The sequence below is a fragment of the Microvirga sp. HBU67558 genome, from assembly GCF_018069605.1.
In the GTDB taxonomy this organism is placed as follows: Bacteria; Pseudomonadota; Alphaproteobacteria; order Rhizobiales; family Beijerinckiaceae; genus Microvirga; species Microvirga terrae.
Map to the genome: position 1 here is coordinate 44,006 of NZ_JAGPUP010000538.1, position 15,371 is coordinate 59,376.

At 60.5% G+C, this 15,371-nt stretch carries 14 protein-coding genes; 2 read left to right on the forward strand and 12 right to left on the reverse strand.

The genetic code is table 11. The features are described 5' to 3' along the window. Positions 1–32: 32 nt before the first annotated feature. The 7 genes from KBI52_RS19895 to KBI52_RS19925 form a co-directional block, all read right to left on the reverse strand. Positions 33–425, reverse strand: coding sequence for a response regulator (locus KBI52_RS19895; RefSeq protein ID WP_173946971.1), 393 nt, complete (start codon positions 423–425; stop codon positions 33–35). A 363-nt stretch (positions 426–788) separates the two neighbouring features. After that, positions 789–1,922 (reverse strand): spore photoproduct lyase family protein, encoded by a 1,134-nt coding sequence (locus KBI52_RS19900; RefSeq protein WP_371823193.1) that lies wholly within the window; start codon positions 1,920–1,922, stop codon positions 789–791. 172 nt (positions 1,923–2,094) lie between these two features. Further along, on the reverse strand, positions 2,095–4,134 hold the full coding sequence (locus KBI52_RS19905) for a sensor histidine kinase (protein ID WP_210810880.1): 2,040 nt from the start codon (positions 4,132–4,134) through the stop codon (positions 2,095–2,097). Positions 4,135–4,496: 362 nt separating this feature from the next. Further along, positions 4,497–5,789 (reverse strand): multidrug effflux MFS transporter, encoded by a 1,293-nt coding sequence (locus tag KBI52_RS19910; RefSeq protein WP_210810884.1) that lies wholly within the window; start codon positions 5,787–5,789, stop codon positions 4,497–4,499. A 272-nt stretch (positions 5,790–6,061) separates the two neighbouring features. Next, entirely contained in the window at positions 6,062–6,661 is a 600-nt protein-coding gene (locus KBI52_RS19915; RefSeq protein ID WP_210810887.1) for a M15 family metallopeptidase, read from the reverse strand. Between the two features lie 206 nt (positions 6,662–6,867). Then, positions 6,868–7,215 (reverse strand): helix-turn-helix transcriptional regulator, encoded by a 348-nt coding sequence (locus KBI52_RS19920; RefSeq protein ID WP_247654516.1) that lies wholly within the window; start codon positions 7,213–7,215, stop codon positions 6,868–6,870. A 74-nt stretch (positions 7,216–7,289) separates the two neighbouring features. Beyond that, positions 7,290–7,499 carry a hypothetical protein gene (locus tag KBI52_RS19925; RefSeq protein ID WP_173946938.1) on the reverse strand — a complete coding sequence of 70 codons (210 nt, stop codon included), beginning with the start codon at positions 7,497–7,499 and terminating at the stop codon, positions 7,290–7,292. A gap of 113 nt (positions 7,500–7,612) precedes the next feature. Between KBI52_RS19925 and KBI52_RS19930 the strand changes: the two genes are divergently transcribed. Beyond that, on the forward strand, positions 7,613–8,194 hold the full coding sequence (locus KBI52_RS19930; protein ID WP_173946937.1) for a hypothetical protein: 582 nt from the start codon (positions 7,613–7,615) through the stop codon (positions 8,192–8,194). Between the two features lie 236 nt (positions 8,195–8,430). Here KBI52_RS19930 and KBI52_RS19935 read toward each other — a convergent pair whose 3' ends face one another. From KBI52_RS19935 to KBI52_RS19950, 5 genes are all read right to left on the reverse strand, one after another. Then, entirely contained in the window at positions 8,431–9,444 is a 1,014-nt protein-coding gene (locus KBI52_RS19935) for a LysR family transcriptional regulator (protein WP_247654519.1), read from the reverse strand. A gap of 1,251 nt (positions 9,445–10,695) precedes the next feature. Beyond that, positions 10,696–11,397, reverse strand: coding sequence for a hypothetical protein (locus KBI52_RS19940; RefSeq protein WP_210810893.1), 702 nt, complete (start codon positions 11,395–11,397; stop codon positions 10,696–10,698). A 396-nt stretch (positions 11,398–11,793) separates the two neighbouring features. Beyond that, the gene (locus KBI52_RS33495) at positions 11,794–11,925 is read right to left on the reverse strand and encodes a hypothetical protein (RefSeq protein WP_256439504.1); all 132 of its coding nucleotides are present in this window, start codon (positions 11,923–11,925) and stop codon (positions 11,794–11,796) included. A gap of 743 nt (positions 11,926–12,668) precedes the next feature. Next, a complete protein-coding gene (locus KBI52_RS19945) occupies positions 12,669–13,049 on the reverse strand; it encodes a hypothetical protein (protein ID WP_210810894.1) in 381 nt (126 codons plus the stop codon). 45 nt (positions 13,050–13,094) lie between these two features. Continuing rightward, a complete protein-coding gene (locus tag KBI52_RS19950) occupies positions 13,095–14,267 on the reverse strand; it encodes an MFS transporter (RefSeq protein ID WP_247654517.1) in 1,173 nt (390 codons plus the stop codon). Between the two features lie 133 nt (positions 14,268–14,400). On the opposite strand from KBI52_RS19950, the gene KBI52_RS19955 reads away from it, so the two are divergent. Next, positions 14,401–14,829, forward strand: a complete 429-nt coding sequence (locus tag KBI52_RS19955; protein WP_173946969.1) for a helix-turn-helix domain-containing protein — start codon at positions 14,401–14,403, stop codon at positions 14,827–14,829. The last annotated feature ends 542 nt before the right edge of the window (positions 14,830–15,371 follow it).

Here is a 15,371-nt window from a genome sequence, read left to right on the forward strand (position 1 = left end):
ACCCCCCAAAACCTGACTTGATGTGGAGGGCATCACGTGTCTTTCGAGACGAGCGTCCCTTTGAGCAGACGGACCAGCGTTTCGGGATGAACGGGCTTACCGATGAACAACGCCCCTTCAGGGAGTTCGCCAGACTTGGGGGCAGCCCGTCCTGAGACGATCAGAACGCCGATCTCGTGCCGGCTGGCCCGAACTTGTCGGGCGAGCTCGAAACCGTTGATGCTGCCACGTGGCATTTCCACATCCGTCACCATCCCCTGGATGTCTGAGACGGCCTTCAGAACCTGTAGCGCTTCATCCGCATGGACGGCCTCGATCACCTTGAAGCCTGCATCTTCCAGAACGTCGACGAGCGTCATCCGGACGAGTGCCTCATCTTCAACAACCAGAATGAGGGGGCGTGAATCATGTTTCGGGCTAGCCATGCCCGACGAAAGAGGAATCAACGGTCTTTGTTCCTAATGCCAAGATCTCAAACGACACTCACTAGCTAGGCATGCTCGGATCAAGGTCACCCCTTGACTGCAAGAATGTTCGAGAATCGGCATCCAGCCCATTCGAGCACCAGCGGAGAGCAAGGGGTCCTGATTCGCACAAGAAGCCGCCCCATAGATCGCGCTAGTCCGAGCAAACTCGGCAGGAACGAGGCTATCGGGCCTTTCGAGCCTTGCAGCGAGACAGCACGATGGCATCCCGGCTGGGGATCAGCGATCCATCGAGAAGGGTACGGGCACGTGTGTCAGGTTCCCCTGCCTCCATGCCATCCGAGCACGAATGAGCATGGTATCTCAGGTCCAGTAGAGCACCTGCGCCTCAGGGAGCCGGATCGGCAGCTCGGCCATGAAGAAGCCGCGCATCTGCTCCATGACCTCAGGCTGATAGACATACTTGAGAGAGCCGAACTTCGTGCGCTTTTGCGCCCGTGTGTCTTCGTCCATCTCGAGACTTGAACCCGGATACCAGCTCGTCAGAACCTCTTTCGATCCAGCCGTGAAGCGATGCGTGATCAACTCGATGGTGAGGTCCGCCCCAGGCACGCTGCCGAGGGTCTCGGACGCGAGGTTAAGGAGGGATCGATACTCCTCCTGCCAGCCCTGCACCGGCATGATGGGCGCGATCGTCAGCCCGATGCGATAACCCGCCTCCGCCATCCGGCGCGCAGCCTGCAGGCGCGCCAGGAGGCCTGCCGCGCCGCCTTCAAGGCGTACAAGCGACGGAGCGTTGACCGACACGCGCATCCGTGTGTTCTTGTTGTGGTCGAGCTTGAGAAGCGGTCCCACCGCATCGAACTTGGTGGTGAAACGCAGTTGAACGGCGGCGTCGAGCTGCGCGAAGAATCCAATGGCTTCGCCGAGAGAGCCCGTCAGGTGCTCGATGCCGAGCGGGTCGGTGTAACAGGAAGCCTCGAACGTGGTCCCCTCATGCCGCCGTCCGGCAGACCTGGAGGTGACGGCCCCGCGATCGATATGGCGCTCTGCGGCGCTCAGAATCTCTGGGAGATTGGCGTAGACTCGCGTGACAGGTGGACCGGCGAGACTGCCGGCAAGATAGCAGTACTGGCAATGGGCCGGGCAGCCTTCCGCCAGATCAAGCCGCCAATCCGCGCTCGGCGGAATGGGCTGCAGACGCAATTTGGTCGGCGGTGCGACGACAATCGCGAGCGTGTTCTTGGCGTCCACATAGGCGCGCCGAGGATCGTCGCCTGCAAGGCCCGCGAGACGGTTGGCCTTCAGGCGCACGATTTCGCAGTCCAGAGCTTCCGCCCGCGTGAGCATGGCATGCCCGTGCTCCCATTCGAGCGCAGCAGGTGTGACGAGCACGCGCTTGGGCTTCCAGAGCTTCGGCCGGTGCCTGTCGAGCAACGGCTTGACGTCTGGGCTGCCTGATCTGTTCGAATGAGAATCCGCCGGGACAACATCCATGTCGATCATGTGGGCAGCCAAGGACTTCGATCCAAAGTGGCAGAGCGCCGCGGGGCCCGAACCGTCTGGGAAGCGGCCGAGATGTCCGTTGGCGCACAGCACGTGTCGGAGAGCTATTTGTCCATGCGCTCGACGTCCGGCACCGCCCGGTCCGAGCGTTGCAGAGCCCATGTCAGGCCGCCCGGTCGGCGCCTGCCTCCATGGGAATTGTCATCGTGCAGCAGACCCCTCCCCGCTCGAACCGGAGGTCGAGCTGCCCGGCCAGCTCTCGGGTGACCGTCTGCTCCAGCAGGCGTGAGCCGAACCCTCGAACCGGCTGCACCTCAGGGACGGGGCCATCCAACTCGCACCAGTCGACGGTCAGAACGGTCCCGCCCCCTGATGTGTCGACTTTCCAGTCGACCTGAACCCGTCCTCGCTCGGATGAAAGGGCTCCATGCTTGGCCGCGTTGGTAGCGAGCTCGTGGAAGGCCATCCCCAGCACCACCGCGACCCGTGCCGAAAGATCGACCTGCGGCCCACCGATTCGGACGAGGGACAAGGGTGTGAGATAAGGCCCGAGCTCCGTCTCAAGGATGGCCCTGAGGGAAGCCCCCTCCCAGTGCGTCTCGTTGAGCAGGTTGTGGGTGCGCGAGAGGGCCAGCAGCCGTTCCTGGAAGCGCTCCTGCGCCACCTTTGGTGGCACGCCGGGACGAGCGGCCTGCCAGGCCAGGGACTGCACGGTGGCCAGGGTGTTCTTCACCCGGTGGTTCAACTCGTCGATGAGCAGCTTCTGGCGCCGATCCGCCTGCCGGCGCTCGGTAATGTCCTCCACCACACGCACGGCGTACAGGAACGTGCCGTCGCCATCCCGCACCGCCGTGCTGGTCACGCGGGCCCATCCGCTGCTGCCGTCCTTGCGCCGGAACTTGCTTTCCGTGGTGTAGGTGTTCAGCTCGCCGGCGACTTGGCGCGCGAACAGCTCCAAATCATGTTCGCGGATCTCTGGGTCGGTCACATGACCGAAATGCTTTCCGATCAGCTCGTCGCGGCTGTGGCCGGTCAATTGACAGCGAGCTTCATTGACCGAAATGAAGTGCCCGTCCCTGTCCACCTCGGTGATGCCGACCGCAGCGTTCTCGTGCGTGGCACGAAGGCGAGCCTCGCTGGCCCGCAGGGCAGCCTCTCGCGTGCGAAGCTCCGCTGAGGCCGAGGCAAGCGCCTGTGCCACCCGGTCGGCCTCCGCTAGTCCGCTCCCATGGGCTGTTACGGGCGCGCCGCGTCCCATCCTGTGGGCGATGGTTGCCAATCCCTCCACGGGAGTCGCAATGCTGCGCCCGACCCGCCACGCCATGGCGACACCGCCGGCAAGAAGCAGCCCTCCGGCAGCGCTGAGATAAAGGGCGAACCGCCAGGCGGGGGCCGTGATCTCCGTCTGCGGCACGGCCACGATGGTCGACCAGCCCGATCCCGGCGAGCGGGAGAGGGCAACCACCGTCGGCACGCCATCGAGGGAGACACTTTCCCACACGCCCTGGCTCACCCCGGTCTGAACACGTGCGACACCGTCCGGGGGAGCAGGCTTCCCGGCGAAACGCGCCGCGTCCCGGCTGCGCGCCACGACCGTGCCGTTGCGATCCATAATCGTGCCGATCCAGGATGGCGGCAGACCCTGATCGGCCAGGATGCGGCTGACCCTCTCGGCGAGCATGATGACTGAGACGAAGAGCTCGGAACCCTCTCGGGTGGTCACAAGGGTATCGACGGCGACGGCCGGCTGCTTTGCCGCGGTCCCCAGAAACAGGTTGCTGATCCTGATCGTGCCCGGGACAAGCCCTTTTCGATAGGTATTGTCCGGGATGATCGGCAGGGGGCTGCCGGGTGGGAGCAGGGTATTGGCGAGTTGCTTCTCATCATCCGCGACGACAACCCAGGTGCCTGGGAGACGGATCGCAGCGCGCGCTCGCGCGTCAAAGGCGGCGTAGTCCTTCTCAAGGAGCTGTGGGGACGTCGACAGGGCCCAAAGCAGCGCCTCCGCTTGCCCGAACTGGCGGTCGACAACCAGCGAGAGCGCGCGGGCGGTTTCCTGGAGGTGCTTCTCGACCTCATGCCGATCATGGCGGTATCCCGCATAGACGGCGATCCCGGCCGCCGCGAGGGCTGGGATTACCAGGACAAGTGTGAGAAGGACCAGGCGCGAGCGCAAAGACGGGAGCCACGAGCGTGCAAGCATCCGGAGCCCTCGCTCGCTCGAGGCTGACAGGGACTTGCCCACGATGTGCTCGCTCCCGCTGGGGACGTCATGACGTTGGATCGATGGCGCAGGCCAGAGCAACGGCCATGTCCTGCCCCGAGCCATCACCCCAGCTTCTCTAAAACCAACTCCTGTGGGCGTGGCCCCAGAGCGCAAGGATGACGGACGAGGATGGGTATGTAGGACAATTCTGCCAAACAGCCAAGGCAGCGTCAGACACAAGTGCAGGGCCGTGACGACGGGACCCCGCTTCTGCCGCGAGCTGACTTGCGCTCTCTGGCAAAGTGACCTCGCCCGTCAACCCAGCTTGGCCGGGTCTTCTCACCATTCACGGCCGGCCCTCACTCCGCGGCAATCGGAACGGCCTGCTCGTCTCCTCCTTCATCGGGCTCGCTCCGGAGGGACAGCTGCCCTCTCTCGGTCCAGAGGACCACCGCCAGGCATGCCGCACCGAGGCAGAGATAGCCCGCGCTGAGAGGCACGACCGTGCCGTTGAAGGAACGTCCGATGAAAAATCCGAACAGAGCTCCGACCAGCGTGGTGTAGGACCCGATGAAGGACGAAGCTGTGCCCGCAATGGCAGCCAGGGGTGCCATCGCAATCGAATTGAAGTTCGGCACCGTGAGGCTGTAAAGGAACTGGTTGAGAGCGAATATCGCTGCGAACAGAAGCAGGGGCGGCCGGCCGCCGTAGAGAAGCGCCACGCCCAGCTGTACAGCTGCAACAAGCGTGAAGCCGCAAAGGCCGATATGCGACAGACGGCGCATTCCCAGACGCTGCACAAGCCTCGCGTTCGTAAACGAGGCCGCTCCCATGAAGGCCGCGATACACCCGAAGACCAGAGGGAAGAGCGCTCCAAGCCCATAGACCTCCGTCTCGAAAATCTGCTGTGCGGACCCGATATACGCCATGAGACAGCCCATCATGAGGGCGACGCCCGTCGCATAGCCGATGCTGACCCGCGTGGAGACCGTGACTTTGACCGCGGATGCGATCTGGTCGAAGGAGAACGGCCTGCGATATTCCGGATGGAGGGTTTCCGGCATGCGGATGGAGAACCACACCGCCACCAACACGGCAAAGCCCAGGATGGTCGCGAAGATCATGCGCCACGTGCCCAGGAGCAGGAGAAGGCTGCCCGATGCGGGCGCGAGCATCGGCACGATGATGAAAACCATCATGGTGATCGAGAGAACGCGTGCCATCTCACGGCCTGCGAAGCGATCCCGGATGATCGCCACCGTCAGCACGCGAGTAGCAGCCAAGCCGGCACCCTGAACGGCGCGTCCGATCAGCAGCATGTCGAAGCTCGTGGCTGTCGCTGCGATGAAGCCTCCCAGGAGGTAAACGGCCAGCCCGATCATCAGCGTGGGCCGCCGACCGATCGTATCCGAGACAGGGCCATAGACCGTCTGCATGACGGCAAAGGGCACCATGTAGGCCGTGATCAGCATCTGGAGATCGTTGGGATCGGCGATCCCGAAATCGGACTGGATCGGCCCGAAGGCAGGAAGCAGGTTGTCGATGGACAGAGATCCGAGGCTCATCACAAGGGCAATGAGGAGCACGAACTCATGCAAGGACGGGAATCGGGTGTGGCCGCTCTGGGATGGGCCACCGGCAAACGGAGACATTGCAAAACTTTCCGCGACAGGTGTTTCCGCCGCCTGGGGGCATTCGTCATGCGAAATGCATGGAAGCGCTGATCTCGGGCATGGACCAAGGACTGAGAATGAAAGGGAAAGCTTAACCTGGAGATGGCGGGAAGACCCGCTGAACCTGCATCTGAGGGCGTTTCAGCATCCGGTTCCCCTCGTGAAGTCGTTTGATTACCGGCTATCAACCACGAGAGCAGGAGAGGGTTTCATAAGGAATGCGGGCCATGACCGGAAAAACCATGTTCCGCCTATCGCGAAGAGAGCTCGAAATGGGAGCGGTCCATGTCTTTGAAGCCGTGGAAGTGACCGCCCCAGCGGATGGGCACGCCCAGCGCTGCGGCGGCCTTTGCGACGGCTTCCGCAATCCGGGTCTGGACACCCGGATCAAAGTAGACGCGGCCGTCCTGGTCGAGCGGCCACAAGTCCACCGCGTCGCCGGTGCGGTGCGGGCTGCCCTGGGTTCTCGACCAGCCCCAAGCCACCGCCTTGCGCTGAAGCTTGGCGTCGCGCTTGCCCGAGCCGATGACGAAGGTCAACCTGGGGTTATCGGCCTGCACCTTGAGGATAACCCTGGCTAGAACCGGGTTGAGGGCGCGAATGTTGGCCTCGTGGTGCCCTATCGGGTCTGGGTTCCAGGTGCGGAACATCGCCAACTGATCACGGCCGAGGTCATCTCTCGCGGGGATCCTCGCATAGACCCCACCCGGCCCGAGGTGCGGGTTGAGCCTGGCGTCGGGCGGCCGCTCGGACTCGTCACTCAGGCCGACCTGTGCCCTGGCGTCCGGGCAAAAGCTGAACAGCAGGAGGATGAGAATTCTGGCGAAGAGAGGATGGACCTGTCGAAGCATCGTAGCCTGATGGATTGCAGCCCCATATTGCCAAAGAATGGCAAAGCTCGTCGACCCCTCGGCGTCATCCCGAATCGACAGCGGAAACAAGGAGTGCCTGGCGGAAACCGCGCCGTGGCGCAGGATGGAAGCTTGATGACAGACGTCGAGCCTGGCTCGTCACCGGAGATCAGGGCGCCGGGCCCGAGGGCCACGTGCAACAGGCCTTATGATCTGAGGGTCTCCCTCGCGCTCAGCACCGCCTCCACCAGTTTAACGATGCTCCGTTGGATGTTGCTGTCCTCGACACTGGCGAACAGCTCGATCAGCTTGGCACCGTGCGGATTGCTCGCGACCAAATGGAGCACGTTGTCGTTGGCGTTAAGCAAGGCATTGCGCCCCAGCAGGCCGTCGAAGAAATAGGTTACATCGACTCCCAGGATCAGCCCGATTTCATGGAGGCGGCCGGCGCCAATCCGGTTGATCCCCTTCTCGTACTTCTGGATCTGCTGGAACGTCAGCCCGAGAGCGTCCGCCAGCTTCTCCTGACTCATGCCCAGGGCGATGCGCCTCAAGCGGATCCGTTTGCCGATGTGACGGTCGGCTTCATTCGGTGACTTCTGCATTTGCCCCTTAGCCCTGCACGACTTCAGTGCAGGACGCTCGAGCGGATTGGGGCGCAGAAGGACAGAAGGCGACCGACATCGGCGGTCAGTCGCTCCCGGTCTTCCCGAGGCATGGCGGCGATGCGTTTGGCCACATAGGCCTGAATCTGCCCCCAGTCATCGCCATAGCGTTGCACTGCCTCGTGGCATAGCTCAGCCAGGGTTGCGGTCCTAGGACTATCCTGTCGGGTCATCACCCGCTCCCGTTCAACACTGATGTAGAACCGTCATACATCTCAGCATCTTCAGAATTCCCGGCCTCTCGTGCTCCCTATCTGCACTCTTCAGGCAGATCAAAGGCCCCGCCATGGATCAGGAACCATCCCGCATCCGCCGTCACGACAATCTAATCCGGGTCGAGGTCGTCACGACCGCAGAGCAGCTCCTTGATGCCCATGCGATCCGGGCGATCTGCTTCATGGAAGAGAATGGAGTCTCGGCCCGGCAGACCTATGACGGCAACGACTACCAGGCGACCCACATCATCGTTTACGCCGGCGATGAGCCGATCGGAACGGCCCGGATCCGCTGGTTCAAAGACTTCGCCAAGATGGAGCGCACCAGCTTCCGCAAGACTTGGCGGGATCCGCGGGTGATCAAGCGATGTGCCGAATTCATCTTTGAGCATATCAGCCGCAAGGGCTACGATTGTGTGATCACCCATGCCAAGCCTCTTCATGCTCGCCTGTGGCGGCGGATGCTGGGCTTTATGCCGGCGCCGGGCAAAGACCCTCTCTATTTCGAGGGGCATGACGAGCCCTATGTCGAACTCGTCAAGCATCTTACTCCTCCCGAAAACGCCATCACGCCTTCCTCCGATGCCGCCATTCTCTTCCGCATCGAAGGGCATTGGGATGTCCACTCCGAGTTCGAGGTCGTCGGATCATGACCTTCAATGGATCCCCTGCCCTCCCGGATTTGAACAACGCTGACGCAGGCGTCATCATGGACTATTTCCAGTCTTACCTCCAGCAGGTGGTGACCCTGCATTCGGCCACGTTCCAGAAGCTGCTGTTCGAGGCTGACGGGGTGCCGCTCGAAATGGCCGAATTGTTCGAGGACGTCGGCAATACCTACATCGGCATCTCGGAAAGCATCAGCCGGCTTCATCTTCAACGCCGGCATTCACAGATTGAAGAGCAGCTTGATGCCGCTATCGAACCGACTCTGCGGCGGATCGAGGCGCAGTCGCGGGGCAAACCAAGGATTCGCCGGCCCAAACATCTCACACAGCCAGTCAAAGACTAAGCGGACGGGCCGTGCGTTCAGCCGCTCGGTCAGAACAAGGGCGTACATCGGGACCGAGATCGTGACATCGAGCTCCAGCGGAACCGCGTTCGGCTCAAGAATGGTGTAGCTGCCGAGAAGCCCGATTCCCAGCCCCGCCTTGACGAGCATGCCATAGGCCATCGAGTTGTCGCAGAAATGGGCGACCTGACCTTGCGAGACGACCCCGTTCCAGGGCGCCCACAATCCTGTGTTGGCCGAGTAGAACTCGGACTGCAGGAAGAGATGCTGAACCAGGTTCAGGCGCGTCGGGATTCCATATTGCTGGATGTAGGACTTCGCCACGATCGGGATGAAATGCAGGTATCCCAGCTTCTGCATGGAAATGTCAGCGGCCTCAATCGGATTGAAGCCGATCATCATGTCCGTCTGATTATCCCGCAGGCTCACCACATTGGCCGGGCTTTTGAGATGGAGCTGGATCTTCGGATGTTCTGCCGCGAAGGCAGAAGTGCCGGGCGCCACGAAAAAGGTGTTGAGACCGTCCGTGATGCTGACCCGTACGACGCCCTCGGCGTCCTTGGTCTCAGCTCTCAAATCATTGGTGAGCGCGAAGAGGGAGTGATCAAGGGCTGTCAGGGCCTGTGCCAAAGCCTGCCCCTTGGGCGTGAGCTTCACCCCGTGCTGGGTCGGAACGAAGAGCTGCGACCCCATCAGGTCCTGAAGCCGTTTGACTTGGCGGCTGACCGTCGGCTGGCTGGTGTTGAGGATCTCGGCGGCCCGATTGAATGATTTGGCTTTGGCGACGGCCAGGAACACCCGCAGCTCGCCCCAGAACTGTCCGCTCAGAATGTTCTCGTTGTCCAGTGGAGAACGGACGAGATTGCGCTGGTCAGGGTCGAAAGGCCTCATATTCACTGACGGTGTCCGTTCCAAAACGAGGACCGATGCTACACAACTTATGAGACAGTTCAATCAGGACACTAAACTTAACGTAAGGGAAGGCATCGGCAATGCGACACTCCTTAGGTCACGTCTCTTCGCTTATGCGACGCTCAAAAACGTAACAAATTCCTCTGTGTTGTCGCAGAACCTTTCAAACTCAAGGCCTTTGAGCCTCGCCAATATCAAAGGGTTCACGGCGTATCGTTCCGTTTCAGCCAAGCTTTTTGCTTCGCCACAGATGTATCTCGCAATTGTCACGACTTTAAGTTTTCGATCCCTCGGGTTGCTTGGATCGGACGCTGCAAGTGCAATATACTTCTGATATGTCACGGGTCCTGCGGAAAACTCACCAGCTTAGCATCGACTTTAACAATTTTGTCACCAGATAAGATATTGCCTGTAACGATAAAAAATTTGATTAATACGATTATTGGTGGTTTTGATAATCAGAGACATGGAATGAAGACCTCACAGAGACTATTTTTCTTTAACGATAATAAACCTTTATTTTATGATCTTCGAATATAGCTTGCTTCAAGATCGTCGCCAAGAGTATCGATATTGGCCCTGGAGACTTCGTTCTAGCGTAAGACTGTGAAGATATTACCGCCGAGTAACCAAGCGGCTGTGCCGAGCACACCGATACCGAATGCTCCAAATCGCATATGATGCCGATGTAAACCTCCAAGCGCATGCTAGTCGGGAAGCTGGGCTGTGTGAACCGAGCCAGCTTAGCGAGTTGTCGTTTCTCCTCCAGGTCAGCCGCCCACAATGGCCCTTATGTGGGGGCCGAAGGGCCAAGGCTGAGCTCCTTCTGGGGTTTTGCAGGACAGTCGGAGGACGCATGCTCTGCCCACGTCCTCACAGAAAGTCGTCGTTTGGGGATCTAGACTGATGTCGTCCCGAACAGATAGGCCAGGCCATCCGAGGCTTTGGGCTTTTGAACGTACAGCGCCGCAAGCATGCCGCTGCTTGGTCTTCCAGAGTCAAGCTGCACCCAGGCGTCCCGGTCTCCAGGCTGATCCACCGCCCAGGCATCACTGCCGGTCTGCGCCGAGGTCATGACCTCAGGACGATCGATGAACGCGAAGAATGTGGGATAGGTTCGTCCTCTGTCCGTTCGAGAATCAGCGAAGGTGATCCCCTCCTCGAAGTTCAGCCGCGCATCGCGGCATCCGCGCGACGTCCAGATCCTGGTTTCCCCTGCCGGGGTCCTTGCTAGAAGACAGGGTCCAAACCCTCCCAGGCGCGTGCCTTCTCGAGATTGCCCGGTAGGTACGTGACGCTCATCCCATTGCCGTTTTCGTCCGTGATGTAGCCGAACACCGGAGTGCCGTTATTGGCGCGAATGTGGTTCTCGAACCAGATCTCGACGCCCTTGTGATCGGTCAGCTTGACGAACTCGTCGAAGGTGATGCCGCTCTCGGTGGGAGCACTGTCGTATTTCGTGATGACGGCGAAGGTCTTCATGGTGCTGGTGAACTCGCGCGACTTGGTGATCTTCGTCTCCCAGTTGTCGCTGCCGTTGGTGTCCGTCTCGGTGACGATTGTCAGGGAATCGTCGTTGACGATCTTGTGGTAGTGGACCGTACCGTCATCGTAGCGCTTCTCCTCCGATTCCCAGTCTTCCCCGTTGAAGTCCCAGGTCAGTTTGTTGATGAGCTTATTGCCGTCATAATGTTTGTTCTCGACCTTGTTCTTGAAGTTCGGGCCACGCCATTCCTGGATGTGCTTGGTCCATTCCTCGGTACCAGTCAGATCGCGGACCTCGACGGTCTTATGATCGCCATAGATCGTCTCGATCCGACCAATCACGCCGTTGACGGTCGTGGTGATCCGCTCGGCCCACGGCTGAGCCTGATCGACGTCCCACAGATGCACCGTCTTCTGGGTGCCGGTGACGACGTGCTGATAGTACATGATGCCGCCGGCGTTGGTGCGCGTCTCGCGTTCGTCGAAGGCGGCGCCGCCTTTCCACTCGCGGTAGATATGGCGCTGCCCATCGTACTGCTCCCACTCGGTAAGCCGCGTGCTGCCGCTGTAGAGCGTCTCGCGCCAGTCCCAGGTCTGGCCGGACCAGTTCCACTCCTTGACCGTACGCGTGCCGTTGTCGAACCAGGTCTCGAGCCTGGTCTCCCGCAGCAGGCCGTCCCGGGTCAGTTCCGTCCGCGTCCATGGCTGTCCGCTGTAGTCCCAGCCGCACTCGACGATCCGCTCCTGTTCGACGGTCGGGCCGTAGTATTTGTAGATCTGCCAAGTCTTGTTGTTGGCAGCGTCGCGGTGCTCCTCGAAGGTTTCCCATTCCTGCCCGGGCGCCTACGCGGCGTTGACCTTGTCGCGGTAGTTGTGGCCGTCCTGATCGTAATCCTTGCCCCCGGCAAGACTGGAGCCGTCGTCGTGGACGATGGTCTCGATCAGCACTCGTTTCGCGGTGTCGAGCTCCCTCACGTTTTCGAACAGAACTGAGTAGTGTTGACGTCCTGGTGGCGTCCCACCACGGGCGCGAGAACGGCTTCTGCCTCGATGTATTCAAATACCGCAGGCCGCGAGCGATTGTCATTTCCGATAAGCCGATCGTCCATGACACCCAGCTTACAATTCCGGACTATAGGGCAATGACCCAGGCTCTTGGAGCCATAGTGCGTACGACAGGCAAGCGGCGGCACGTTCTGACAACCCGCCGTGATGGTTGGATCCAATTCACAGTTCTCAACGACGGCGACTTCTACATCGACACCGAGTATAACGGATGACGGCTCCTGCTAATCGCTCGATCAAATCTGTGAACATGGCATGGCTGGTGATGCTAGCCGTGTTTGACATGTTTGTCGTGACGCTACTCGTGGCACCTGAAACGATCGAAGGTGCCACACTATCTACCCTGGGAGTCATGCGCGGGGTTGGCACTGCCGTTCTGCTTGTCGTGGTTCTAATATTAACGGGTCTACTATCCCCTAACATCAAGTCTGCCCGAAAAGTGGTCCCGTCGAAACGATCAGCTTCGTGAGCCTTCCATCCTGAACTGCGTCTCCAATAGGGATCTGCTAGTACACGCCTCGGAATTCCAGCATCTCTCTGAAACCGGTACTCAAGTTTTGCCGGAAGCGCTCGAACCAGTTCCGGTAAGCTTGATCGAGCTTGGGAATATCCATCTGGAAGTTAGAAAGGTTCGATTCTGTAAGCGTCGGGATTCAAAGTAATATCAGCGCGAGGCTTGTCACCACCGACCATGTCTTGACGTCTTTTGTGAACCTATGAAACGCCAAAGCTGCATAAAACTGAAACGTGTCCTCTCCAGGAGTGCCTAACCGGGCGAGGTGGTATGATACTTTCGTATGGTCGCTGGAGACACCTTCAATGTAATTTTCGGGATCATAACCAGTGTACGTGCCCCAATGAGTGACGTCGGCTGCCATGCCGCCGACGCCAACGAGAGACAGCGATCGATGAATTGTCAGATCGCCATCATCGATCTTGCTTTTTTGCTCATCCGAGAAGTTCAGGAGGATGTGGCCGTCACTGTCTCCGCTAGGGACAATGCTGATCCTTGAATATTTAGGCCGCAGGCCCACGCTATTACAGCGTGACCTGCCTCGTGATAGGCAATGACTTCGAGTCTATCTCTTGCCATAGATACCCCTAAGGCAGCTTAGGCCACCCAATCTCAAGGCCGCGGCCCTCAAGACGGCCGCACCGGCCATCGCGGCGGCAAGCGATGAGGTGATGTAGAAGAACCCCTCGTAGCCGTACGTCGCGACCAGTGGTGTGCTCAGGAGAGGCGAACAGAACTGGCCGATGAATACGGAAGCTGCCAGAACACCGCCTGCCGCTCCCCTCCGCCGGATGGGAGCAAGTTCCAAAGCAAGGGTCACGAAGCTCGGCGAGACCAATGCATAGCCTGCGCCGATGGCCGCGGCTGCAACGAACCATGCCAAAGGCGTCGCCGCCAGGGCCAGCAACACGAACCCAAGCGCCATCACACCATAGCCCAGGGCGAAGACGGCAGCGTAGCCGATGGCCCGCTGGACCCGACCATACAGGAGCGCAAGGCTGCCGCCGGAGAGCATCAAGATGCCGAGCGCTGAGCCGGTCATCACTGGGCTGCTGCAGCCTGCCACTGCGAAGAAAAACGACAATTGGGTTGGCATGACGAAAAAGATCATGTTCGTCACGGCCTGGAGTAGCACGAGCAGCGCGAAGGCGAGGCTCCATGATGAAGGATCGGAGGAACTCTCCTCCAGACGGGCATGGGGAGCGGACGAGGTGCGTTGCGGATCGACAATGACCTTCCACATCAACGGCAGGAAGACTGCGGCAACTCCATAGATGACGAAGGGCAGACGCGGCGAGATCGCCGCGAACCATCCCGCGAGCGAGATGAACACGAGCCCCCCGAAGTTCCGAGCTGATATCTGAATTCCTGACAACGCGCTCCGCTCGTCCCCAGTGAAGTAGTCGCCAATGAGCGCGGTCTGCGCCGTCATGATAAGAGCGACAGCCAGTCCCAGTACCAGACGGCTGGCAAAGACGGTTGGGAGGTCGGGAAGGAACAACCCCGCGCATCCGGCGATCACGAAGAGAACGACCCCGGCGAGGAGCATCCGCCGCCGACCGTACCGATCAGCGACGAGACCGGCGAACGGCGCGAAGATAGCGACGCTGATTGAGGGCGCCGGCACCAGCAGGCGTACCAGCATCCCCGCGTTGGGGTCTTCCCCGAACAGGCGTTCCAGCCCGGGGAGCGCGGGACTGATCGTGGCATTGGCCATGGTCGTGAGCGATGCTGCCATCAGCAGCGCGATTGCTCGCGGGTCTCTCCAGACCTGTGTCTGCCGCGGAATTGTGGTGCTAGCCATAACATGCCTCTTGCTCGAAGTGACGATTCGAGAGAGGCTACGACTTCAAGTCAACTTGAGGTCAAGCCTGGGAATGATGGATATTGGAGAGGTTGCCGAACGTTCGGGCGTGCCGCCCTCGACGCTGCGCTACTACGAGGAGATCGGCTTGATCCGCTCGATCAGCCGACATGGGTTGCGACGGCAATTCGACGCCGACGTTCTTCTGACGCTATCGCTGATCGAACTCGGGAAGACGGCAGGCTTCTCCCTCACCGAGATTGCGGGCATGTTCGGCAAGGACGGCCGGCCCGACATCCCCCGGGATCAGTTGCACGCCAAGGCGGATGATTTGCAGCGCCAGATGGCCGACCTACGGGTGTTGCGGGATGCGCTTCGGCACGTAGCCGAATGTCCCGCTCCGTCGCACCTGGAATGTCCAACCTTCCGCAAGCTCCTGAAGGCAGCAACCCGCAGGCGCGTCACCTGTCCGGCGTCTGGGCATCGGTTCGAATGAAGCGTCTCGGAAGCACGAAAGTCTGCTCGGGGACAGACGCGGCAGCTAGTCCCTGCCTGAGAATGTCTGCTTACCAAGCGATCTCGGACAGGCGAGGTCATCGGTGTCATAGGCGTCCTGAGTAGGGCCCCACCAACCGTCGCCTTCATAATTGCATTTCTGCACACGAAGTCCCCTACCCTCCCGGCCTGTCAATACCTCTCACAAGCGGCCGATTATGGGCAACTTGGAAGCTCGAGTTCCGGAATAACAGCCCCCTTCGGCCAAGCAGAAAGCCCCGCGAGCACGCGAAGGGCGCAACCTCCGCCGCGACCCGGGACTGTCTTGAGCGGCGGAAGCGAGCCCAGAGCTTCGCCGCCTACAGAATCTCACAAGATGGAGAAGCTGGCTGCGCTGAGCTGCGCATAGTTAGCGATCACGGCGAACTTGACCTGCGCCGCGCCGCCGGCCCCGTCGGCATCGTAGAACAGCTCGCCCGTCGTCTGGTTGTAGACGATGCGATGCTCCGCCGCCGTTGCCGCAGCCCCCAGCTTGAATGCCGC

What these genes read in the sequence shown, in the direction of transcription:
- KBI52_RS19895 (WP_173946971.1), bottom strand. Translation starts at nt 425, where the DNA reads ATGGCTAGCCCGAAACATGATTCACGCCCCCTCATTCTGGTTGTTGAA.
- KBI52_RS19915 (WP_210810887.1), bottom strand. Translation starts at nt 6,661, where the DNA reads ATGCTTCGACAGGTCCATCCTCTCTTCGCCAGAATTCTCATCCTCCTG.
- KBI52_RS19925 (WP_173946938.1), bottom strand. Translation starts at nt 7,499, where the DNA reads ATGACCCGACAGGATAGTCCTAGGACCGCAACCCTGGCTGAGCTATGC.
- KBI52_RS19900 (WP_371823193.1), bottom strand. Translation starts at nt 1,922, where the DNA reads ATGGATGTTGTCCCGGCGGATTCTCATTCGAACAGATCAGGCAGCCCA.
- KBI52_RS19950 (WP_247654517.1), bottom strand. Translation starts at nt 14,267, where the DNA reads ATGGCAGCATCGCTCACGACCATGGCCAATGCCACGATCAGTCCCGCG.
- KBI52_RS19905 (WP_210810880.1), bottom strand. Translation starts at nt 4,134, where the DNA reads ATGCTTGCACGCTCGTGGCTCCCGTCTTTGCGCTCGCGCCTGGTCCTT.
- KBI52_RS19940 (WP_210810893.1), bottom strand. Translation starts at nt 11,397, where the DNA reads ATGTACTATCAGCACGTCGTCACCGGCACCCAGAAGACGGTGCATCTG.
- KBI52_RS19910 (WP_210810884.1), bottom strand. Translation starts at nt 5,789, where the DNA reads ATGTCTCCGTTTGCCGGTGGCCCATCCCAGAGCGGCCACACCCGATTC.
- KBI52_RS19935 (WP_247654519.1), bottom strand. Translation starts at nt 9,444, where the DNA reads ATGAGGCCTTTCGACCCTGACCAGCGCAATCTCGTCCGTTCTCCACTG.
- KBI52_RS19930 (WP_173946937.1), top strand. Translation starts at nt 7,613, where the DNA reads ATGGATCAGGAACCATCCCGCATCCGCCGTCACGACAATCTAATCCGG.